We start from the raw sequence: 22,359 nt of genomic DNA on the forward strand, positions 1-22,359 counted from the left end.
CCTGTTAGCAATTGAATTGTTGAACATAGGACTACTCAATCATGAGATTTGAATCTTTTAGTTTTGCTCCCGAGATTTTGCGTGCAATCTCTGAATGTGGTTATGAAAAAATGACACCAATTCAGCAGCAAGCGATCCCTGCCGTTCGTCGCGGACAAGACGTACTTGCTAGTGCCCAAACAGGTACGGGTAAAACGGCCGCTTTTGCGCTGCCAATCTTGCAAAAAATGCTCGATAACCCAAGCACGACCGGTCGCTCAAATGCTCGCGCATTAATTTTAACCCCAACGCGCGAACTTGCTGCGCAAATCGCTGACAATATTAACGATTACGCTAAGTACATCGACATGAAAATCGTCACCATTTTAGGTGGCGTAAAAATGGACAGTCAGGCGACTAAACTAAAGCGCGGCGCAGATATTATTATCGCAACACCTGGCCGCCTACTTGAGCATATCGTTGCCTGTAACCTAAGCTTATCTAACGTCGACTTTTTAGTCTTAGATGAAGCCGACCGTATGCTAGATATGGGCTTTAGTGCCGATATCCAAAAAATTCTGCAAGCGGTCAATAAGAAGCGTCAGAACCTATTGTTCTCGGCAACCTTCTCTACCGCAGTAAAGCAGCTGGCAAACACTATGATGGTTAAGCCAAATATCATTGCAGCCGACAAGCAAAACACTACCGCGGTTACTGTTAGCCAAGTAGTTTACCCTGTTGAGCAGCGCCGTAAGCGCGAACTATTGTCTGAACTAATTGGTAAAAAGAACTGGCAACAAGTGCTCGTCTTTACTGCCACTCGCGACGCTGCCGACAAACTTGAAAAAGAGCTTAACCTTGATGGTATTCCAACTGCGGTTGTTCACGGTGAAAAGGCACAAGGTAGCCGTCGTCGTGCACTACGTGAGTTTAAAGAAGGTAAGATGCGCGTGTTAGTGGCAACTGAAGTTGCAGCTCGTGGCCTTGATATTCAAGGCTTAGAGTACGTAGTTAACTACGACCTGCCTTTCCTTGCAGAAGATTATGTTCACCGTATTGGCCGTACAGGTCGTGCTGGTAAATCAGGCGTTGCTATCTCTTTTGTGAGCCGTGAAGAAGAGCGCACTCTTGCCGATATTGAAAAGTTAATTGGCCAGCAACTGCGCCGCATTAGCATTCCTGGCTATGAAGTGGGTAGCCGCGATCTATTGATCAAACAACTACAGAAACGCCGCAGTTTTGCTAAAAAACAGCAGCGTGTCGATAACGCTGGCGCACAGGTTATTGCAGAAAAAAACATGCAAGGCCGCCGCGTAAAGGTAAAAAATGCATCGCCAGCAAAAATAAAGAAGATAAAATAATCGCAGTACGGACATCGAATTATTTTATAAACAAAAAAGGCACCTAATGGTGCCTTTTTTGTGCTAAATGCATATTCCTTCAGCATTGAAATTAAAGTGACACTTTCAAGGTCTGGTAGCTACGTACCATCTTTAGCCTACGAAAAGGAACAATCATGCTAAAAAACACCTTTGCAGCTATTAGTCTACTACTGCTCTGTTTACCTACTTTTGCTAAGCCTATTGCCAGCGACGAGCTCAATGTAACGCCTCTGATGAATGGCCAAACGATCCCGGCAGCTAGCCTTAAAGATCTTAATGATCGCAACATTGATCTTGCCAAGCTCACCCAAGGTAAACCAAGTGTGATATTTTTCTATCGCGGTGGTTGGTGCCCATTTTGTAACTCACAAATGGGGCAACTCAAAGCGATTGAACCTAAGCTGGTTGAGATGGGATTTCAACTGATTGGGATCTCGCCAGATACTCCAGCTAAACTTAAAGAGTCGATGACGGAACATGAGTTAAAATACACTTTATTATCTGATGCAGACTTACATGCCAGTAAAGCATTTGGTCTGGCTTATTTTACTAGCGAGAAAGTCACCAATCGTTATTTAAGCAAGTTGAAACTTGAAAATAAGCTATGGCAAACACCACAAGGTGAGCAACGTTTAGTATTACCTGTACCAGCCATCTATATAACCGATAGTGATGGTTTAATACACTTTCAATACGTGAACCCCAATTTTAGAGTCCGTCCGGCACCAGAGTTAATCATGACTGCGGCCAGTTTAATTCCATAATGGATATTAACGGCTCGCTAAACGCCGATAGCGATCGAAAAAATACGTTTAGCGAGCAAGTAAATTTCATACTTACAACGCCATTAGGTATAATCCTCTCGCCGTCTCACTTATCACATCACCACGGCGGAGAAACAATGTCAGATATCACCTATAACCAAGCTGTTTTAGAGTTCGCCATCGCAGGACTAGACGCACTGTCTGAAGCTAGCGCTAAAAGTAGTAGTGTAAGAACGCCTACAGCTGAGAGTCACTTCCTTTGCAGCTGGATGGTAACCGCATTAAAGCAACGTACTTATTCAAAATTGGTCGCCAATGATTTAACCCTGTGGATCCGTCAGGCTCGCAGCATGGGGGCGGGTGCCGAATTAAAAACATTGCTAGAAAAAATTAAAGCTCAATACAGCTACATTAGTGACAAGCAATCGGGTTTAGGCCAGTCGCTTAAGGCCATGCTAGCTGAGCTAGAAAGCCAAGAGTGGTTAATCATTACCGATCAAGAGGTGACCAAAAAGCTCAAACTTGATAGTGATGGCTGTAACAGCTTAATTATCTCAGATGAGCAGATGGCTCAACGCATTCAAGGTGATGAGTTAATCAAACCTCTTACCTTATACGTGCGTGCAGATGAAGCCACATTCGCTAAAGCAGCTTACCAACACGGTTTATTGTTGAGCCCAGGTGATAAAAAAGCCTCATTGATTAAGCACCATAAAGCTTATCAAATTTGGCCTAAAAACCTGCAACCTGCGCTGACGATTTTACAGCCGATTTAATCTCACCTTAGCGATAAAAAAGGCCTGCAATTGCAGGCCTTCTTATGTTGAGTAGCATTATAAATACTTAGAAAGTGACTCTGACATCCGCGCTACAAGTTGATGTTCCTGCATCACAGGCTTTATAGGTATAGGTTCCGCCAGCTTTAGTCGTAATTCTGTCGGTATAGGTCGCTGCACTAGAGGCGGTATCGATTTGAGTACCGTTGCGGTAAACATCAACATTGTTACCCGCTGCGCCACTAAAGTTCAGCTCTACAATCTTTACGCCTCTTTGCTTGTAGTGATTAGTGGTTACGGTCAGTCCATCACCCGTCCCCGGATCGCCCCCGCCATCACCGCCTGCACAACCATTTGCAGTCAGGTATGTATCTGCAGCCTCTGCATTAATAATACCGTGTCCAAAGTAGACATCGTGGCCGCTAGCGCCAGAATCCCTAGCACTCGCGTTGAGTGCCGCACGGATCTCTTCACCTGTACACTGATTATGATTAGACCAAACCCGTGCTGCGATACCTGATACTGCAGGCGTCGCCATTGAGGTCCCACTCATAAAGCCGTAATCAGATGTGCCAATTGAGAGCTCAGCACTCGCCGCCCCTACGACCAATGCTCGGTCCTCAAATGCTGCGCCAACCGCTGGAATTGACGTAGCGTTTGTATCACCTAACGTGCCATAAAGCATGCCAGGTTCATTGTTGATGATAATCGCACCGACACCACCCGAGGTTTCGCAATTGAGCACCTTGTCATGGAATGAGATAACGCCGCGATCGATAACACATACTTTCCCATTCGCACCTGAATCGATTGCTTCAGCGGTGCCCATGAAGTAAGTACTGCCATTTATAGAGCCCGCGTTCTCCATTGCTGAGCTGGCTAGCGGATTGCCATCAACACTCATATTTGAAGCCGTCGCCATCCCCGCGGGGTACGTCGAGAGGGTATCGACACCACCTGCAGCAATTTCGACACAGATACTGGTGTCGGTGCGCTGCTTTTTACCTCGGCCTGTCGTACAACTTGGAAATTGCGAGAAGTCAGCAATCGCGTCATTAGCATCATTGGCGCCCACCATCATGACTGATGGATAGCCCGCGGGATAAGATCTAACACTATTACCGTCGTTACCTGCAGCAGCGACCACTAAACCACCTGCATCACTGAATGATTGGAATGCATTAGACTCGGTAGAGTTGGAGCCTCCACCACCTAAACTCATACTAATAATGTTAGCGCCGGCTTGGCTACATAGATTTGCTGCATGGGCAAGATCAGATGAATACCCCCAGCCATCAGCGTTAAACACTTTGATGATGTGCATATCGACACCCGGTGCCATGCCCACTACGCCAATACTGTTATCTGCAGCACCAATTGTTCCGGCTACATGAGTACCATGTGGCCCACCATTTTGGTCCCAGCTACCTGTGCCGCTATCGTTATCACCATCAATATTATTCCAAACAAAATCAGGGTTACTTCTATCTAAGCCTGAGTCAATAACGCAGACCTTCATACCAGCACTAGCATTAAAACTAATATCGTTGACGTTTGATTGCTTAACCGCATATGGCGTAACTTGCTCCGTCATTGGGTTACCTGCGTCATCACTAAATGACATTAAGAAACGGGGCTGATCCACTTCGACTAATCTAACATGCGGGTTATTTAATAGGCCTTTAACCTGAGCTAAATCTTTGCCTGAAAATGTCGCAGCAATAAAGCCATTGCCCTCTAGGTTTAGCTCTCCCCCCACTTTCTTAGCTAAAGCTTTAATCACGCCTTTCTTATCATTATCGACCTGAATAACATATCGCTCACTTGCCATAGCACCTGCAGACATGCCAAGAGATAAAGCGATTAACGCCGTAGCTACTTTTGTTAATTTCATATTTTTGCTCCAAAATTCAAACATTAGACCGAGCACTGCGACCCACTCTATTTTTAGTTTTATAAACTTTTTTATTATTTCTTTTTGGTGAAAACAACTAAATCACAAAATAAAACCTAGCACACGCCCGCATCGATAACGATTCATTAACAAAGGCTATAGTGAAAACTTAAAGTAGGACTGAATAATAGTTCAAAAGTATGAGGTGGGAGGAGGAGGCTGATAGGTCACATAATTTCACTTAATTATTTGCCCCTTAAGCTACAATAGCCCAGCATACAAACCCGTTAGCTCAATCCGTTTAATAAGCACAAAAAACGAATTTATATGCACAAATAATTTATGCGTTTTTAAAAATGCTACGAGTAAAAACGACTAAATCAGTCTAAACCTAATGACTCATCCTCTACCTCAATAGCTCTCAATATGACTGACTTCCCGTTATGGTTTCGACTCATGGCACGCTGGATGGATAAATTAGCGAGTAGATCTACTGACAGCATAGACTGGAGACATACCTAAGCTTTTTAGCGCTTAATGGACGCAAAATTACGTGCTAGCATAGCCGTAAACCTTTCGATCGAAATAAACATTATGAGCAGCAACACAAACCCGCACTATGAAACCTTAACTCAACACTTTCAAAGTATTAGCCATTTTGAGCATCTAAGTGCGTTAGGTGATTGGGATCAGGCCGCCATGATGCCAATGGGAGGGGGTGACGCTCGCGGCGCGGCAATGGCCGAACTTGCCAAACATATTCACTCATTAAAAACAGCGCCAATGTTAGCTCACACTATTGAGGAAGCTGAGCAGTTGCCACTCACTGTGCAGCAGCAAGCTAACTTGCGTGAAATTCGCTATCAGTACTTACAAGCTAACGTGGTTCCCGGAGACTTAGTCGAAGCCAAAACTAAGGCGGCTTATCACTGTGAACAAGCCTGGCGTGAGCAACGTCGTAATAACGACTGGCAAGGCTTTAAGCCTAATCTTGAAAGCCTTATGGAGTTAGCCAAAGAGGAAGCCTATATTCGCGCCGAAGCACAGAATGTTAGCCCTTACGATGCGCTCCTCGATAAATTTGAACCCGGAATGACCACCGCTAGCCTCGAACAAATCTTTGGTCAATTAACGTCATGGTTACCAGGCTTAATTCAAACGATTCAAGATAAGCAAAAGTCACAACCCCGTTTTACTATTCCGACTGCCAGTGCTGATAACCAAGCTAAGCTCGGCAGAGAGGTAATGAATATTCTCGGTTTTGACTTTAACCATGGCAGGCTCGATATCAGTAACCATCCTTTTTGTGGTGGCGTCGCCAGTGACGTGCGCCTAACGACTCGCTACGATGAGGCTGACTTTACCAGCGGATTGATGGGTATAGTGCATGAAACGGGTCACGCTAAATACGAGCAAGGCTTACCACTAGCCTGGCGCGGCCAACCTGCTGGACTTGCGCGCTCAATGGCACTGCATGAAAGCCAAAGTCTATTCTGTGAGATGCAATTAGGCCGTGGCCCTGCGTTTCTAAAGCTTATTCAGCCACACTTAACAACACTACTTGGCTGCGAGCTAAGCCACCAGCAACTGACAAACATCTACTCACGAGTCAAACCGGGACACATCCGAGTCGATGCCGACGAAGTGACCTACCCTTGTCATATTTTGCTGCGCTTTGAAGCAGAAAAGGCCCTGGTCACAGGTCAGCTTGCGGTCGCAGACTTACCCGACTTCTGGTCTGCTCAAATGCAGGCGCTGTTGGGGATAAACACTGACGGTGATTATAAGAATGGTTGTATGCAGGATATTCATTGGGCTGTAGGCGAGCTTGGCTATTTCCCGAGTTACACACTAGGCGCTATGTACGCGGCCCAATTTAAAGGCGCAATGGAACAAAGTATCGGTAACTTAGAGGCCTTAATTGACGCAGGAAAACTCGCAGATGTCACCGGCTGGTTACATGACAATGTTTGGTCGCAAGGTAGTCTTTTAGAGACCAACGACTTGATGCGTCAAGCAACGGGTGAAACCCTTAATCCTGCACACTTTAAGAAGCACTTAGAACAACGCTACCTTTAAGCTAGTTATAAATTACAGGCTACCGCCATTCTTCCAGCGCTTGTGTTCAAGGTGCTGGAAGTAAGGGCAACTAACAGGACACGGTATGAAGTTACGTCAGATCCAACCTCTAGATTGGGGCAATATTCTAGCAATCCAACTTGAGTGCTACCCGCAAATCGAGCCTGAATCACTCGATGTTTTGCAAAGTAAGTGGCGCCACTCTCCAGAGAGTTGCTTTGTCATTGAGTCACAATCGCAAGTGATAGGTTACTGTTTATCACACCCTTGGATACTCGATACTCCGCCCTCTTTAGAGCAAGTATTATCAGAGATAGAAGCTGCAAATACCCTGTATTTGCACGATATTGCTCTTTCATCTAAGGCTCAAGGTAAAGGAGCGGGTCGACTCGCTCTAACGGCCCTTGTTAATTTTGCGAAGCTACAGCAATACGCAACGATCTCTTTGGTAGCCGTTCAGGGCGCACACCATTACTGGGCGAAACAGGGCTTTCAGAGCAAGCCTATCGAAAAGGATCTTTCTAGCTATACCGAGGATGCCTGCTATATGGTTTATACCTTATAGCCGAGATTTGGTATCATAAGGGCAATTTCATTAGAGAAGCTAAAAATGGCAACCAGAATCACCTATAAATTTAAGAACCAAGCAAAAGAGATTAACTTTGCTTACGACAAGTTTCATGACATCTACGAAGCAGTAGCTGCAGCAGAAGGCGTTGATTTAACACAATACCTGATGATGGAGCAGCAAGTTGCTATGACCTCAAAAGGCTCCTCTGCTGTTAAAGACTTTCGCGCTAAAGAGTTCGCACGCTTTGGCTTTAGTGACATCTACTACCATAAAGATGAACCGAAAAAGTCATAACGTGTGAGCCAGTAACTGTTTATCACCATCCAATAAACCTAATAAAAGTGATATAAATGACGACTTCTTATATGCCCAATAATGAACACGCCAACTTTCCACGCGCGAGCTTTATTAAGCGCTGTGGTGCCAGTGTTTATGATCTTCTTCTCGCTGTTGCCGTTTATATGGTTGCGGGCGCGATTGGCTTCGGTATTTTTACCGGCTTAACTGCCAGTGGCCTAATCGATATGGCGGGGTTTGAGCACGTCTCTGACTTGCTTAATGAAACTGCACTATATAAAGGCATTTATCAGTTTTGGATTGTGCTATGTGTGGGTCTGTTTTATATCAGCTTTTGGAGCAAGGGGGGACAAACATTAGGGATGAGGGCTTGGCGCCTTAAAATCCAGCATCCTAATGGGCAAAACCTTAGCATGGTGACTGCGGCCGCTAGACTTGTTTGGTCACTACTTGGAATTGGTAACTTATGGATCCTTATCAATGGCGATAAGCTTGCCTTGCAAGATATGATGACTCGCTCAGAAGTTGTCGAATTGTCTAAAGAAGCAAACCAAATGCGTAACTGGCACGGCGTGTAATACACAGCTTAATGATAGGCGCTAATCAGTATTTGTCGGCTACGCCTTATACCAATCAGCGCGAAATGGCTAATGGTTGCTAAACGTCGAGTGCTAATGCTAAGTGCCAGTAACAAGTACTAGTAGCAGTGCTGAACGTTAGCACAGGTACTTACAGCATACTCTCTAAAGCCTTTGATAATCGCCCACAAAAAAAGCCAATCGCACCCCTTTAAAATCGGTGTTGATTGGCTTTTTTAATGGCGCTTTATCAGCTTATACTCTGTAGAGCATCAGCTTCCTAAAACGGTTGTCAGCGTGATTGATTACGCTAATTTAAAATCGCTACTTCCTGATAAAGTAGAGCGCTCCAATACTGAAAATCAATGCAGGCATAGCGGCACTAATAAACGCCGGCAAGCCATAAACTATACTCAATGGGCCGAAAATCTCACTACAGATATAGAAGCTAAACCCGGCTACAACGCCTAGCAATACCCGTGCGCCCATCGTTACCGTTCTCAGTGGACCAAATACAAATGAAAGCGCCACTAACATCATCACGGCGACCGTGACCGGCTGCAGCAACTTACGCCACAGGGCCAACTCATAACGTTCTGACGCCTGATTATTGCTCTTTAGATAATCCAAGTAATCAAGTAAACCTTCAATTGACAAAGATTCAGGCTTAACCGACACCACACTGAGTTTTTCCGGTGTTAGCGACGAAATCCACTTATCTTCCTCTAAGTTAGTTAGCACTACCTGATTATTGTTAATTGTGGTTCTTCTGACATCATATAACTGCCAATAATTCTTCTTATATTCAGCTGAGTCCGCATGCACTGTACTGGTTAAGTTAGTGGTATCGTCAAATTCATACAAGGTGATATTACGCAAACTATCGCTATCGACAACCCCTGCAATGTTAACAAACAGGTCACCATCTTTAGCCCAAATGCCCCGATTAGAATCGATTAAACTGCCACCGGATATATTGGTTCGCTTGATCTCTTTAGCGCGCAACTCCGCTACAGGAGCAACCCACTCTGTGAGCATCATTACGATGATCATCAATGGGATAGCCGTCTTCATCGCCGACATGGTTATTTGTAGGCGCGAAAGTCCTGATGACTGCATCACCACCAGCTCAGAGTTTGACGCGAGCATTCCCATACCAATCAAAGCGCCGAGCAAAACGGCCATAGGGAAAAACAGTTCAATATCTCTTGGGATCAAAAATAACACGTAAACACCAGCATCCATCATGGTGTAAGTGCCTCGTCCCACAAGGCGAAGTTGGTCGACCCACTTAATAATGCCTGACAAACCTGTGAGTACTAATAATGCCAATGAAGAGGTACTAATCAGTACGCGAGCGATATAGATATCTAAGATCTTCATGCTTTGGCCGCCTTTTTACGCTTAAACAGGCCAGTAACCTTCGCCCCTAACGGCCGCTCTTTACCGAGCAGTAATATGCCAATCACCAGGGCTGAAGCATGGATCCACCACATGCCTAAATACTGAGGGATTACGCCATCTTCTAAGGATTTACGGCCAGCAACCATCAAACCAAAGTAACCAAGATATAACAAAATAGCCGGGAACATCTTAGCAAACTTACCCTGACGATTATTCACGCGCGCCATTGGCACTGCAATTAAGGTCATCAATGGGATCGCCAGCGGAATTGCTAGTCGCCAGTGAAATTCAGCTGTCGCTTCTGGGCTATCTATATCCATAAGCTGACCAATTGGCATGGCCGATAACTTACGGCGCCGCTCATCAACCTCTTGTTCTTTAATCTGCATTTGATAGCCACCAAACTCGACGACTTGGTAATCGACACGTTTCGGACTGCCTTGATACTGCACGCCATCTTCTAGCTGCAAACGCTGGCCACCCGTTCCGTCTTCAACCACTTTACCAGAGCGCGCAACGACTACATTGGCGACGCCAGTTTCATCATCCGGTTCTGGCAACTGAGCCACAAACACTTTATCTAACTTGTTATCACGACCAATGCGCTCAACAAACAGTACCGCTCGTCCATTTGGACTCGTTTGGAAACGTCCTTGGGTTAATGCCGCCAGTCCCGCTTCGGATTTGGCATGTTCAAGCACTTGGTTTTGCTGCTCCTCAGCCCAAGGCGCAACATAAATTGATAGGAACGCGGTAAACACCATATTCATCACAGCAAGCAATAGTGTGACTCGGGTGATATACCACTCACTGATCCCTACCCCATGAAAAATAACCATCTCATTTTCGGCATACATACGTCCATGGGCTAATAAAATGCCCAAAAATAGACTCAGCGGTAAAACCAAAACAGTAAGAAACGGCAAGTTAAGACCCAGTAAGGTCATAACTAACGAGGCAGGAAATTCGCCGTCAGAGGCATCAGCAAGCACGCGGACAAAGTGTTGGCTAATAAAAATAGCTAACAACACCAAAAGTACCGCTATTTGCGCTTTAAAAACTTCTCGAATCAGGTATCTAAATACAATCACAGTGAGGATCCGGTCTCCAAACGTTCATTTATGCTGGTATCAATACAACTTTCATGTAGACTGTCTACTTTTAGTAGTTTTGTTACCAACAAGTACATAACATGGCCAGGGAAAACACCTGAAAAGAAAATTATAGGGTGCGCCATATTCGAGCCCTTTTGGGCACAAGCAGACATTATCTAATAAATAATAAAATTTGTCTTTAAGAATCTAGGAGAGCTCATGGAGTTTAGCGTAAAGAGCGGTAGTCCAGAGAAACAACGCTCAGCTTGTATCGTCGTAGGTGTATACGAACCAAGACGCTTGTCCGGTATCGCCGAACAGTTAGATAAAATCAGTGAAGGCTATATCAGCAACTTACTTCGTCGTGGTGATTTGGAAGGAAAGCCAGGACAAATGTTGTTGCTTCATCACGTACCGAATGTACTAAGCGAACGCGTTTTGCTCGTCGGATGCGGTAAAGAGCGCGAACTTGATGAACGTCAATACAAACAAATCATTACGAAAACAATCAACACTTTAAATGAAACGGGTTCAATGGAGGCTGTATGCTTCCTTACCGAGTTACATGTAAAAGGACGCGATACATACTGGAAAGTACGTGAAGCCGTTGAAACCACACAAAATAGCCTATATTGCTTTGACGCGCTAAAAACCCGTAAGGGTGAAACTCGCCGTCCACTGCGTAAACTAGTATTCAACGTACCCACTCGCCGCGAGCTGACGGTTGGTGAGCGTGCTATTGAACACGGTATGGCCGTTTCAGCAGGTATGCACCTTTGTCGCGACGTAGCGAACATGCCACCAAATATCTGTAACCCTGCTTACCTTGCTTCACAGGCTCGCCAGATTGCCGAAAACACTGAAAACCTAACAGTGACAACTATCGGTGAAGAGCAAATGGAAGCGCTAGGCATGAATTCATACCTAGCGGTTGGCCGTGGTAGCGATAATGAGTCAGTAATGACCATTATGGAATACAAGGGCGCCATTGATAATACAGAAAAGCCAATCGTGTTAATCGGTAAGGGACTAACTTTCGACTCTGGTGGTATTTCACTTAAACCTGGCGAAGCCATGGATGAAATGAAGTATGACATGGGTGGTGCTGCCGGTGTTATTGGCGCCATGAAAGCCCTGTGTGATATGCAGCTGCCTATCAATGTCATTGGTATTTTGGCTGGTTGTGAAAACATGCCATCAAGCAATGCTTATCGTCCAGGTGACATCCTTACCACTATGTCTGGCCAAACCGTTGAAGTGCTAAACACTGATGCCGAAGGCCGCTTAGTATTATGTGACGTGCTCACCTATGTTGAGCGCTTCGATCCTGAGCTTGTGGTCGATACTGCAACATTAACTGGCGCTTGTGTTATCGCACTAGGTAAACACGCATCAGGCCTGTTTTCTGGTCACAATCCACTCGCGCATGAGTTATTAAATGCTGGCGAGCAAAGTGGCGACCGCGCATGGCGCATGCCGTTATGGGATGAGTACCAGGAGCACTTGGAAAGCCCATTTGCTGATATGACTAACTTAGGTGGCCGCGCGGCAGGTTCAATCACTGCAGCTTGCTTCTTGTCTCGCTTTGCCAAGAAGTATAACTGGGCCCACTTAGATGTGGCTGGTACAGCTTGGAACAGCGGTGCCAACAAAGGGTCTACGGGTCGTCCAGTTCCGCTATTGACTCAGTTCTTGCTTAACCGAGCAGGCATAGAGCAAGGCGAATAACCCCACGCGAACACTTACATTAAGGCTAAACACGGTTTTCACTCTATAATCCAGCCGGTTTAGCCTTTTTTATTTCAAGCTTAAGCCCTACGTGAATAAACATCCCTGCAAGCTCGTCATGAGCAAAGAAACTCCTTTTGCTGAAAATATCTTCAAAATGAGAGCTGGCTGACATAATTATTATCACAAGATATCGACAATTAATGAATTGAGCTTACAATACGCAAAAATTCACAGCCTCAGTTTTTAAGCTACTTAATCTCGCACAAAACACTGACACCAGCCACTTAATCTTAACTAAGACTCTACTGCGAACTCCCCTCGTTAGTAGTCGCTGCCTGTGCATCAACATTTTATTTATTACTGCCGTAATCCAACATAGGCTGCAATATGCGTAACGCATTTCTGGTATTTTTTCTGTTTGTTTTTTCTTTACCCGCCATAGCGGATCAAGAAAATGAAGACTCGCACTTGCCCAATGCAGAGCAAGTGATCAGAGTCGGCTACCCAGTAGCTGACTGGCAGCCTTTTACTTACATTGGTAAAGATGGAAATGCGATCGGTTTGCTGCCGTCAATTTTACAAGAGATCACTAAGAACAGCGGCTACCGCACAGAGGTCGTGACTTATCCTAACTACCAACAAGTGAATCAAGCACTGCGTGATCGTGAGATTGATATCATTATGGGGGCGTCAAAGACTCCTGAGAGAATGACTTGGCTAAGTTTTAGTTCTCCGCTTATGTTGGTACCAATTGCAGGGATCACTTATCAAGAAAATACCAATAGCCTTTTTGAGTTAAAAGGCCTGCGCATCGCGACCGAAAAAGGCTTTGCGATTAATGAGCAACTCAGAAATGGCCCTAATAGTGTCAAAGTCATCAACTACACCGATAGCCTATCTGCTTATAAAGCGGTGCTCAATGGTAGTTCAGATGCCTACATAAGTAATGCGATCACTCTTGATTACTTACTTATCCACCAATATGCACCGAAAAAATTAAATATTCGCCTGCTTAACGACATGCCTCTTGAAAGTTTGCACTTCGCGGGACTCATCGAAAATAACAAGTTGATCGAACGATTAAATGATGGCTTCAAACAGATCCCTTCAGAGACCTTCGACAAACTCTATGAAGCCTGGCTGACCAGCTCTCAAGTTAAATATATTTATCAGCATCAAGGCTTAAACCTTACCGAATCAGAGAGCAATGCTATCAGAGATAAAAAGGTCATTAAGGTGCTTTACTCTGCTGACAGTTACCCATTTACCTTCACCAATGACGCTGGAGAAATGGATGGAATGGGCGCCGATATCTTAAAAGCGATATCCAACAAACTAAATCTAAAAATTGAAGCCACTGAATTCAATGGTCAAAATATTGAAAAGTACCTTGCTGAAAATGAGTTTGAACTCATTCCAGCCTTTACCTGCGTGCAAGGAAAACATCCATTTACGCAGTGCACAACAGCTTACATACAAGATCCTTGGATTGCGATTGCCGCAACGAACCTGGCTACTGGTCAGCTAGAAACGACTAAAAGACTGGGGATTTTAAGCAGGCATGAGCAGCAAATTGACACTAAAAAAGATTTTCCCTATGCCAATGTAACCAGGTTTAACACCACTAAACACCTGCTTAATGCCGTTATTAACGGTAAAGTTCAGGTCGGTATTTTGCCGCTATCGAAGGCGAGCAGAGTCATTAGCGCGCGTTACTTAGGGAAAATTCAGATCCTAACAACCCCGATAGAGCAGCAGAGCCGCCCCGTCAGCTTTGCAGTGAATAAAATTAACCCCGCTCTATTATCTGTTATTGATAAGACAAAACACGCTATTGATAAGGATGAATTACAGGCTATTACTCATAAATGGAATAATGTCAGTATCGATAGTGACTTCTCCTTTGAAAAAATACCCAACTGGCTATTGCTAGTACTGGGTGGCATTTTTACGCTTTTTTTAGTCATAGCCTATTCAAACAGAAAGTTAAAAGCTGAAATAGCTCAGAGACAGAGTATCGAAAAAGAGCTACGACTGGTGAATAACAACTTTGGTGGCGTCGTTGCACAACTAATACGCTATGGCGATGATATTGAAGATATTTCTTGGAGCTTTATCAGTGGTAATATCGAAAAATACTTTGGTCTAACCCCTAATCAACTCTATCAAGCGCCGCATCTGCTTATGGAATTTTTAGCCATGCACGCAGACGAGCATGGGTTCTTAACTGATATTGAAGAGTCCCGATTCCGAGATTCACTTTATACAACAATGAAGCTTAATATTGACGGTAAGATCTCTTGGTATCAGCTCACGGGCACCTGTACAAAAGAGGATAGAAATAAGCATTGGACCTACACCTTAGTCGATATCACTGTCATTAAAGAGAAACAGGCTGAACTGGACGAAGCTCGATTGATTGCTGAGTCTGCAACGGTAGCTAAGTCACGCTTTCTGGCCATGATGAGCCATGAAATTCGTACGCCAATCAGTGGTATTTTGAGCCTATTAGAGCTCATGGCTCCGCATCTAAACAGCAACGAACTTTATGGGATCCATAAAAACCTCACCCATTCAGGTAGCAACTTGCTCAATATTGTTAATGACGTTTTAGATTTTTCGAAAATCGAGGCTGGGAAATTAGAACTAAGCCCAGATGTATGTCAGTTAAGCAGTTTTATCTGTGAGTTAGTCCAACCACATATTGCCCATATTGAGCGAAAAGGCCTTAAATTCAAGCTTTGGCTTGACCCAAAACTGTCCTATTCGTTAACTCTTGATAATTTGCGGCTTAAACAGGTATTGAACAACCTGCTCAATAACGCATCGAAATTTACCACAGAAGGTGAGATCTGGTTGTCCGTCGGCCTGTTGAGCGCAACCGACAAAGAGCAAACCATCACTTTCGCTGTAACAGATAGTGGCATAGGGATCCGAGAGGAAGATATTAGCAAATTATTTTTGCCATTTGAGCAAGTTGACCTCAGCAGTGAGCGACGCTTTAATGGCACAGGCTTAGGCTTATCTATCTGCGAGCAACTGGTTAAACTCATGGGTGGAGAAATATCGGTAACCAGCACCAACGGCCAAGGCAGTACTTTCCGCTTTAATCTGACCTTGCCAACCGTAGCAGTTGAAATCCCCACTATCGTCAACAAGCGTTGCGGCATCATTGTCACTGATGAAAGTAACTACAATCTATTTAGTGAATACTTAATCAATTGGCATTGCACCACTTTTAATCTATTAGGCACAGATAATAAAACGGGGCTTGCAAGCTATGTCGCCACGCAAAAGCTCGAAGTATTACTGCTATGCGAAGCATGGTGTGAACAGCAATCGATGACCCCTAGCTGGATTAACCACAATATACCCGGCGTACAAGTCATCTTACTTAAAAACAAGAGTATGCTGTCGCCAACACCGGCAACACTAGGTTGGGCACTGTCAGTCAACCCTTTGATCCCTTTGCACTTGCTGCACCTTATGACTAAGCCAGAGTTCTTTAAAAACCAATATATCGGCATGAAGGGAGACATAAAGTTAGCCCTGACCCGTGAACAAGCCATTGCACAAAATAAGCTTATTCTGGTCGCAGAAGATCATCCAATCAATCAAGATGTCATTAGGATGCAACTCAGTAAACTGGGTTACTTTGCAGATATCTTTGATAATGGCCAGCAGGCATTAACAGCTTACCAGCAGACGAAATACATGCTATTGCTTACCGATTGCCATATGCCCGAACTCGATGGTTACGGCTTAGTAAGCGCTATCCGCGACAATGAAAGGCAAAAACAGTTGCCTCGTCTACCCGTAATCGCTCTCACTGCTAATGCCATGTCCAGTGAAAGAAACCGTTGCCATCAGCTTGGTTTCGATGACTATTTAATTAAGCCGGTCACATTACAACAGCTACAAACGGTACTGAGCAGCCACATTAAAGCCGCTGCAGACAATGTAGCTCATCTTGAGAATGCCGAGAACGTTGATAATGCCACTTATCAGCCTTGCGTAGCGACAGAGGAAAAAGTCCAACTGATTATCGATATTGCTGCACTTGAAGCTAATTTCGGCGACTTAGCGATATGTATCAGCTTACTCAATAAGTTTGTCACCACCAGTGTTCAAGATACTGCAGCACTCAACCAGGCTGTCGTAGGCCGAGATTTTATCGCTACCGCACATCACGCCCACAAGCTAAAAGGCGCAGCTGGCGTCATTGAGTGTGAACGTTTAGCCACATGTTGCAGTGAAATCGAAAAAGCAGCCTCGACTCAAGATATCGACACGGTGCAACGACAACTTGCACAATTGAAACAGCTAATGAGCCAGATCTCGACTCAGGTAAAGCGATTAACATGAAAATCCTACTGATTGAAGATCACCAGTTTCAGCGTGAAGCTATGCTAATGCAGCTAGAGCAGATTAATATGCCTCACATTGCGCAGATTAAAACCGCCGCTTCAGGTGTTGAAGCATTACAAATAATGGCAAGTTTTAAGCCCGATATCTTACTGTGTGACTTAAAAATGCCAGAAATGGACGGTATCACTTTTTTAAGTCATATCAGTGAGCTGTCTTTTACTGGCAGCATTATTATCACTAGTGCCAGTAACCAGATCGTACTCGATACCGTAAAGAAAATGTGTATGAACTATCACCTTAAAGTGATTGGTGCCATCAGTAAGCCGGTGAAGATGAATACACTAAAAGAGCTACTCGACTTGGCCAATGTTGAGCGGCTTAGCAGCGCCATGACGCCTACTCATAGATCATCGGTATTAAACAAAGTGTTTACTGAACAGGAACTCGAACATGCATTAGAGCAGGGTTGGATTAAGCCTTATTTTCAACCTCTGGTCACATTAGATACCGGTGAATGGCGAAGTAGTGAAGCGCTGATCCGTTTTGTACACCCTATCTTAGGTGTATTACCGCCAGCATGTTTTTTACCCTTATTGAGCAAAATGCAAAAAGATGCGCAATTAGCCCTATTAAGCATCAACTATGTGCTACAGCATCAACATGAGCTCGGCGAACGCCCCGTTGCAGTTAATATTACGCCTACCACTCTGACGCATAATCATTTTGTTTACCAAGTGCTCTCTTTAGCAGAACAGCAACCTAACCTTTGCAAACAACTCTATTTTGAGATCACTGAAACTGACGCCTTAGAAAATACGGGCAGAGCATTAGAGGCAGCGTCGCGTCTCGCGATGCACGGATTTAGTTTATCAATTGACGACTTCGGTACGGGTTACTCATCATTATCACTGTTAGACACCTTACCATTTGACTCTCTCAAGATAGACATGAGCTTTATTCGATCGATGGAAACGAGTAATACCGCCGCAGCGATTGTAGAAGCCTGTCTATTGTTAAGCCGTCGTTTATCGCTAGAGTCTGTTGCCGAGGGAGTGGAAACATTGCCTCTGTGGCAGCGCTTGCAATCATTAGGTTGCACCTTAGCCCAAGGTTATTATATCGCTATGCCAATGCCTGTAGAGCAATTACACGACTGGCATGAGAGCTGGAAAATCAAAGCAAATAGCATTTCCAGCAAGGCTTAACCTCAGCACAAGAAAGCCAGCGACTTAGCGCTTTAATTCAATCAAGGCGAATGATGGCTGTTCCCCTGGTAAAGTCATTAACGCAAAGGTTATTAATACAGAAGCCATTCAATACAGAAGTCGCCAGCCCAAAAAAACGGCTGAGTCTAAATAGACTCAGCCGTTTTCATATGTTCCATATGCAAATAGATTTACGCTGATTGCTTATGCTTAAGCGTTAACCTCTAGAGTCTCAGTGGTCTCTTCTTCAATTCGCGTAACCAAGAGCTGGTCGACCTTATAACTATCAACATCAACCACTTCAAACTTAAAGCCTGCATGATTAACCGAGTCGGTGCACTTTGGAATTTTGCGCAGCATAAACATCATAAAACCCGCGATAGTCTCGTAGTTATGATTTTGAGGGAACTCCTCAATATCCAGTGCTCGCATCACATCGGTAATCGGCGTCACGCCATCCATCAGCCACGAACGCTCATCGCGAGCAATAATCTGCTCTTCACATTCAGGCAAAGACCACGCGCCCATCACTGCATCTTGCAGATCCTTAGCGGTGACTACGCCCACAACTAAGGAGTATTCATTCATCACTACCGCAAAGTCTGCTCGGCTATTCTTAAAATAATCCATCGACTCAGACAAGCTTAAAGTGTCAGGAATGATAAAGCAGTTACTCACAAGGCTTTTATCTTTAAGGCTGATTTTTTCACCATTAATCAAGCAGATAAGTAGCTTTTTCGCATTGACGATGCCCACCACAGTATCTAACTGCTCGTTACAAACAAGAAAGTTAGAATGAGGCTGCTGTGCTATCTTATGCTTAATTTCATCTTCACTATCTTGCAGAAGAAAATAAGCTAAGCTTTCACGTGCTGTCATCGCTGCCGTGACGGGAATGGTTTGCATTTCAAACACTTTTTCCATCATCAGCTGATCGCCTTTATCTAGCACCCCCGCTTCTGCACCCGCATCCATCACCGCATAAATGTCATCTGAAGTCACCGCATCATTACGCGCCGTTTGCACTTGAAACACACGGAATACGAAGTTAGCAGAGCCGTTAAAGAACCACACCAGCGGTTTAAGCACCACGATGCAGACCATCATAGGGCTAACAAAGGTCATAGCCACTTTTTCCGGAAAGGCCATCGCTAAGCGCTTAGGGATAAGATCGGCAATTAAAATAAATAAGCTGGTCACAATCACAAATGACAGTAGAAAACTCATTTTGTCTAACCAAGGTCCACTCAACCAAGACGATAGGAATGCGTGAATATGAGGCGTAAACGCTGACTCACCCACGATACCACCCATAATCGCCACGGCATTTAAACCTATCTGCACCACAGTAAAGAAATTACCTGGCTGCTCTTGCAGCAACAGGACTTTATTGGCGCGAATATCACCTTCAGCCGCAAGCTGACGCAGACGAATTTTACGCCCTGCCGCCAAGGCTATTTCCGACATAGAAAAAAAACAACTCACCCCAATCAGGAGTAATATAATTACAGCATTATCAAAGAAGCTCATTTAGCACCTTTATCAAAACTAAAAACAGACTTATCCCTTTACTGCATATCATTATTTCTTCTTGGCAGTATTTATCTTTCTCCAAGTAGAACTTTGTATAATGACCAACCACTATTGGCGCGATCGCGGAGTATATCCGCAATACAGACAACTCACCAGCTAATAAATTAGACAATGTGAGCGTCTATTTTTTTATCACTGAAACAAAAAATATTGGCTTAACTTAAGCCTATGTTTGTACGAAAAATAACCACACAGTTGTAACTAACTATATGGCCTAACGCTGCCGATATAATTTCTCAAGCAACACGGGTATGAGTGGCTATTTGTCACAAAGCTGAGTAAAGTGCGAGACTCAAACTGCATTTATAAAGATTAAGGATAATCAATGAAGTTTATTGGATGGCTAGTACATTCTTTACAATGGTTAGCAGTGGCGCTATCCCCTACATTGCTTGGCACTTTTATTGGCATCGCTATCAGCCTGCAATCAGGTCAACTTAATGCTTATATGCTGGCACTGTGGGCTGCGATAGGCTTTCTTATTGGCGCTTTTTGGGCTGAGCATGTACGTAAAACTGTCGGCTTATCATTATTTTTCGGTCGCCTTGCAGGGGCACGAGATCGCCCTAAAAAATAACAAGCCGAAATAACCGAGTCTGCTAAATAAGCCGCTAGGCATGTCAATAAGAGTAGGCAGCCCCACACGTAAAGGGGTATAGGTTATTTTTTCTTTTTAGCGACAAAGTCTTTGGCGCTGCGCTTATTCTGGCTGCGTCGATTGGCTGTTTTATCCCGAGGTGCCCTTTTACTCTGACCCGACGCAGGCTTATCTGTCACCTCAAACCCTTCGAGCGATTCAAGTTTCATTTCTCGCTTAGTTAATAGCTCAATCGCCTTCAAGTTATCGGACTCGCTATGACACACTAACGAGATAGCCACCCCATTGTCACCCGCTCTAGCCGTGCGGCCAATACGGTGCACATATACAGGGGCGCTTGTTGGTAGCTCGACATTAATCACTACAGGCAGCGCATCGATATGAATGCCGCGAGACAGTAAATCCGTAGTCACTAACACTTGCAGTTTACGCGTTTTTAAATCTTCCAATGTTTGCTGCCGCTGAAGCTGCTCTTTATCACCATGCAAGGCCGCCGCATTAATACCTGCTTTAACGAGCCTTTTTGCTAACTTATCGGCATCATCTCGGGCATTAACAAAAGCTAATACCTGTGACCATTGATGCATTTGGTTCAATGCAATCAACGCTCTCGCTTTATCGCCCTTGTTGACAAGGAACAGTAACTCTTTAATGTCACTCGTTACACTGTTCACAGCTTGGGCAGCCAACTTTTTCGGAGCATGTAGTAACTTCAACGCCTTGTCCTTTAATTCAGGAGCTAACGTCGCTGAAAATAATAGGGTTTGTCGCTTTGCAGGAATACATTCAATAATGCGTTCGATATCAGGCCAAAAGCCCATTTCCATCAGCCTATCGGCCTCATCTAGCACCAACTGCTTTACACTTTCCAATGTAATAAGTTGCTGGCGTAGAAAATCGAGTAAACGTCCTGGTGTTGCCACAATAAGCTGAGGCTGTAGCTCAAGCTCTTCAAGCTGCTTGGCCTTATCAACACCACCACATAATACCGTCAACCGAATATTAACTGAGATATGCTTAAGCACCTCACCGACTTGCAACGCAAGCTCTCGGGTAGGCACCAGAATCAGCGCCTTTACTTTACCGTTTTCAACGCCATCATTAGTGATGATTTGCAATAAAGGTAAACCGAACGCATAGGTTTTACCGCTGCCCGTTTGTGCCAATGCTAAGAGGTCTTTTCCCGCTAATATTTCAGGAATAGCAAGTCTTTGGATTTCAGTGGCTACAGAAACACTGCTTGGCAGTTTAGATAGGGTTTCAACGCTGAGGTTAAGGTCGGAAAAATTCATAGTATCGGCTAATATCGGCAAGTGCATGGAGTGTAACCACAGCGACGTGATTAGTAAAATTAACTCTTTACCCCATCACCAGCCCACTCTCGATGCAAACGTGGCAACTAACCACACCGATTAACTGGGTGCATCAATAAATAAATCAGTGATTAGAGGCTGATCTATGAGCGACTTTTAGTGTAAAATCCTCTCTTTCGTCAGCCAAAAAGCTAAGACAATAACGCCAACAACCCACTATGCCGATAACCCACTATGTCTTTTAGTCAGTCGCAAGCCCTGTTTTACATGATGCCAAAGGACGCAAAACCTGCATCTAATGCGCCTAAATCTGCGCAGGACCAAGTGTACTTACTCGCTTGCCAATTGGCAGAGCGGGCTTTTGCTACTCAAGAGTTGGTTTATATCCATTGCCAAGATCAACAGCAAGCTTATGCTATTGACGAGCTGCTTTGGCAATTTGAGCCGCAATCATTTGTGCCCCACAACCTAAAAGGTGAAGGCCCAATCGGCGGCGCTCCGGTAGAAATCGGCTTTGATAGGCTTGGTGCCAACAAAAAACGTCATCTTCTGCTTAATCTTGCAGACCAAGTACCGCAATTTGCGGTAAACTTTGGACAGATTATCGATTTCGTTGCCAATGACGATAGCCACAAAGCGATTGCTCGCGATCGCTATCGGCAGTATCGCGCTCTTGGGATAGCATTAACGACCCAAGATCTAGCAGCACAACCAATTAATTTTTAGTTTGAGA

17 protein-coding genes are annotated in these 22,359 nt (G+C 44.5%); 12 read left to right on the forward strand and 5 right to left on the reverse strand.

The annotated features are described in order from the left end of the window. Nucleotides 1–41 precede the first annotated feature (41 nt). The 3 genes from ACVBIO_RS01265 (at nucleotide 42) to ACVBIO_RS01275 (ending at nucleotide 2,901) form a co-directional block, all read left to right on the forward strand. On the forward strand, nucleotides 42–1,340 hold the full coding sequence (locus ACVBIO_RS01265) for a DEAD/DEAH box helicase (protein WP_447160306.1): 1,299 nt from the start codon (nucleotides 42–44) through the stop codon (nucleotides 1,338–1,340). A 155-nt stretch (nucleotides 1,341–1,495) separates the two neighbouring features. Beyond that, complete coding sequence (locus tag ACVBIO_RS01270; protein ID WP_447160305.1) at nucleotides 1,496–2,125, forward strand: peroxiredoxin-like family protein; 630 nt, start codon at nucleotides 1,496–1,498, stop codon at nucleotides 2,123–2,125. 137 nt (nucleotides 2,126–2,262) lie between these two features. Further along, entirely contained in the window at nucleotides 2,263–2,901 is a 639-nt protein-coding gene (locus tag ACVBIO_RS01275) for a DUF2913 family protein (protein WP_447160304.1), read from the forward strand. A gap of 67 nt (nucleotides 2,902–2,968) precedes the next feature. Here ACVBIO_RS01275 and ACVBIO_RS01280 read toward each other — a convergent pair whose 3' ends face one another. Continuing rightward, nucleotides 2,969–4,795 (reverse strand): S8 family serine peptidase, encoded by a 1,827-nt coding sequence (locus tag ACVBIO_RS01280; RefSeq protein WP_447171816.1) that lies wholly within the window; start codon nucleotides 4,793–4,795, stop codon nucleotides 2,969–2,971. Nucleotides 4,796–5,389: 594 nt separating this feature from the next. On the opposite strand from ACVBIO_RS01280, the gene ACVBIO_RS01285 reads away from it, so the two are divergent. The 4 genes from ACVBIO_RS01285 (at nucleotide 5,390) to ACVBIO_RS01300 (ending at nucleotide 8,320) form a co-directional block, all read left to right on the forward strand. Then, nucleotides 5,390–6,874: a carboxypeptidase M32 gene (locus ACVBIO_RS01285; protein WP_447171817.1), complete on the forward strand. Its 1,485-nt coding sequence runs from the start codon at nucleotides 5,390–5,392 to the stop codon at nucleotides 6,872–6,874. Between the two features lie 85 nt (nucleotides 6,875–6,959). Beyond that, nucleotides 6,960–7,439, forward strand: coding sequence for a GNAT family N-acetyltransferase (locus tag ACVBIO_RS01290; protein ID WP_447171818.1), 480 nt, complete (start codon nucleotides 6,960–6,962; stop codon nucleotides 7,437–7,439). Between the two features lie 45 nt (nucleotides 7,440–7,484). Next, nucleotides 7,485–7,739: a DUF2960 domain-containing protein gene (locus ACVBIO_RS01295; RefSeq protein WP_012276091.1), complete on the forward strand. Its 255-nt coding sequence runs from the start codon at nucleotides 7,485–7,487 to the stop codon at nucleotides 7,737–7,739. Between the two features lie 71 nt (nucleotides 7,740–7,810). Further along, nucleotides 7,811–8,320, forward strand: coding sequence for an RDD family protein (locus ACVBIO_RS01300; protein ID WP_447160356.1), 510 nt, complete (start codon nucleotides 7,811–7,813; stop codon nucleotides 8,318–8,320). A 324-nt stretch (nucleotides 8,321–8,644) separates the two neighbouring features. Here ACVBIO_RS01300 and lptG read toward each other — a convergent pair whose 3' ends face one another. After that, on the reverse strand, nucleotides 8,645–9,703 hold the full coding sequence (lptG, locus tag ACVBIO_RS01305) for an LPS export ABC transporter permease LptG (RefSeq protein WP_447164465.1): 1,059 nt from the start codon (nucleotides 9,701–9,703) through the stop codon (nucleotides 8,645–8,647). Then, nucleotides 9,700–10,815 carry an LPS export ABC transporter permease LptF gene (gene lptF / locus ACVBIO_RS01310; protein ID WP_447160300.1) on the reverse strand — a complete coding sequence of 372 codons (1,116 nt, stop codon included), beginning with the start codon at nucleotides 10,813–10,815 and terminating at the stop codon, nucleotides 9,700–9,702. The genes lptG and lptF overlap by 4 nt, the downstream gene beginning before the upstream one ends. A gap of 222 nt (nucleotides 10,816–11,037) precedes the next feature. Between lptF and pepA the strand changes: the two genes are divergently transcribed. The 3 genes from pepA (at nucleotide 11,038) to ACVBIO_RS01325 (ending at nucleotide 18,122) form a co-directional block, all read left to right on the forward strand. Then, nucleotides 11,038–12,546: a leucyl aminopeptidase gene (gene pepA / locus ACVBIO_RS01315; protein WP_447160299.1), complete on the forward strand. Its 1,509-nt coding sequence runs from the start codon at nucleotides 11,038–11,040 to the stop codon at nucleotides 12,544–12,546. A 390-nt stretch (nucleotides 12,547–12,936) separates the two neighbouring features. Further along, nucleotides 12,937–16,914, forward strand: a complete 3,978-nt coding sequence (locus ACVBIO_RS01320; protein ID WP_447171819.1) for a transporter substrate-binding domain-containing protein — start codon at nucleotides 12,937–12,939, stop codon at nucleotides 16,912–16,914. Beyond that, nucleotides 16,911–18,122 carry an EAL domain-containing response regulator gene (locus ACVBIO_RS01325; protein ID WP_447171820.1) on the forward strand — a complete coding sequence of 404 codons (1,212 nt, stop codon included), beginning with the start codon at nucleotides 16,911–16,913 and terminating at the stop codon, nucleotides 18,120–18,122. The genes ACVBIO_RS01320 and ACVBIO_RS01325 overlap by 4 nt, the downstream gene beginning before the upstream one ends. 210 nt (nucleotides 18,123–18,332) lie before the next feature. Here the strand turns inward: ACVBIO_RS01325 and ACVBIO_RS01330 are convergent, their stop codons facing one another. Further along, the gene (locus ACVBIO_RS01330) at nucleotides 18,333–19,652 is read right to left on the reverse strand and encodes a hemolysin family protein (protein ID WP_447160296.1); all 1,320 of its coding nucleotides are present in this window, start codon (nucleotides 19,650–19,652) and stop codon (nucleotides 18,333–18,335) included. A gap of 388 nt (nucleotides 19,653–20,040) precedes the next feature. Between ACVBIO_RS01330 and ACVBIO_RS01335 the strand changes: the two genes are divergently transcribed. Beyond that, nucleotides 20,041–20,292 (forward strand): hypothetical protein, encoded by a 252-nt coding sequence (locus ACVBIO_RS01335; RefSeq protein ID WP_447160295.1) that lies wholly within the window; start codon nucleotides 20,041–20,043, stop codon nucleotides 20,290–20,292. 83 nt (nucleotides 20,293–20,375) lie between these two features. Here the strand turns inward: ACVBIO_RS01335 and ACVBIO_RS01340 are convergent, their stop codons facing one another. Next, nucleotides 20,376–21,605 (reverse strand): DEAD/DEAH box helicase, encoded by a 1,230-nt coding sequence (locus tag ACVBIO_RS01340; RefSeq protein WP_447171821.1) that lies wholly within the window; start codon nucleotides 21,603–21,605, stop codon nucleotides 20,376–20,378. Between the two features lie 255 nt (nucleotides 21,606–21,860). Between ACVBIO_RS01340 and ACVBIO_RS01345 the strand changes: the two genes are divergently transcribed. Continuing rightward, the gene (locus ACVBIO_RS01345) at nucleotides 21,861–22,352 is read left to right on the forward strand and encodes a DNA polymerase III subunit chi (RefSeq protein ID WP_447160294.1); all 492 of its coding nucleotides are present in this window, start codon (nucleotides 21,861–21,863) and stop codon (nucleotides 22,350–22,352) included. The last annotated feature ends 7 nt before the right edge of the window (nucleotides 22,353–22,359 follow it).

The sequence above is a fragment of the Shewanella sp. 0m-8 genome, assembly GCF_052977265.1.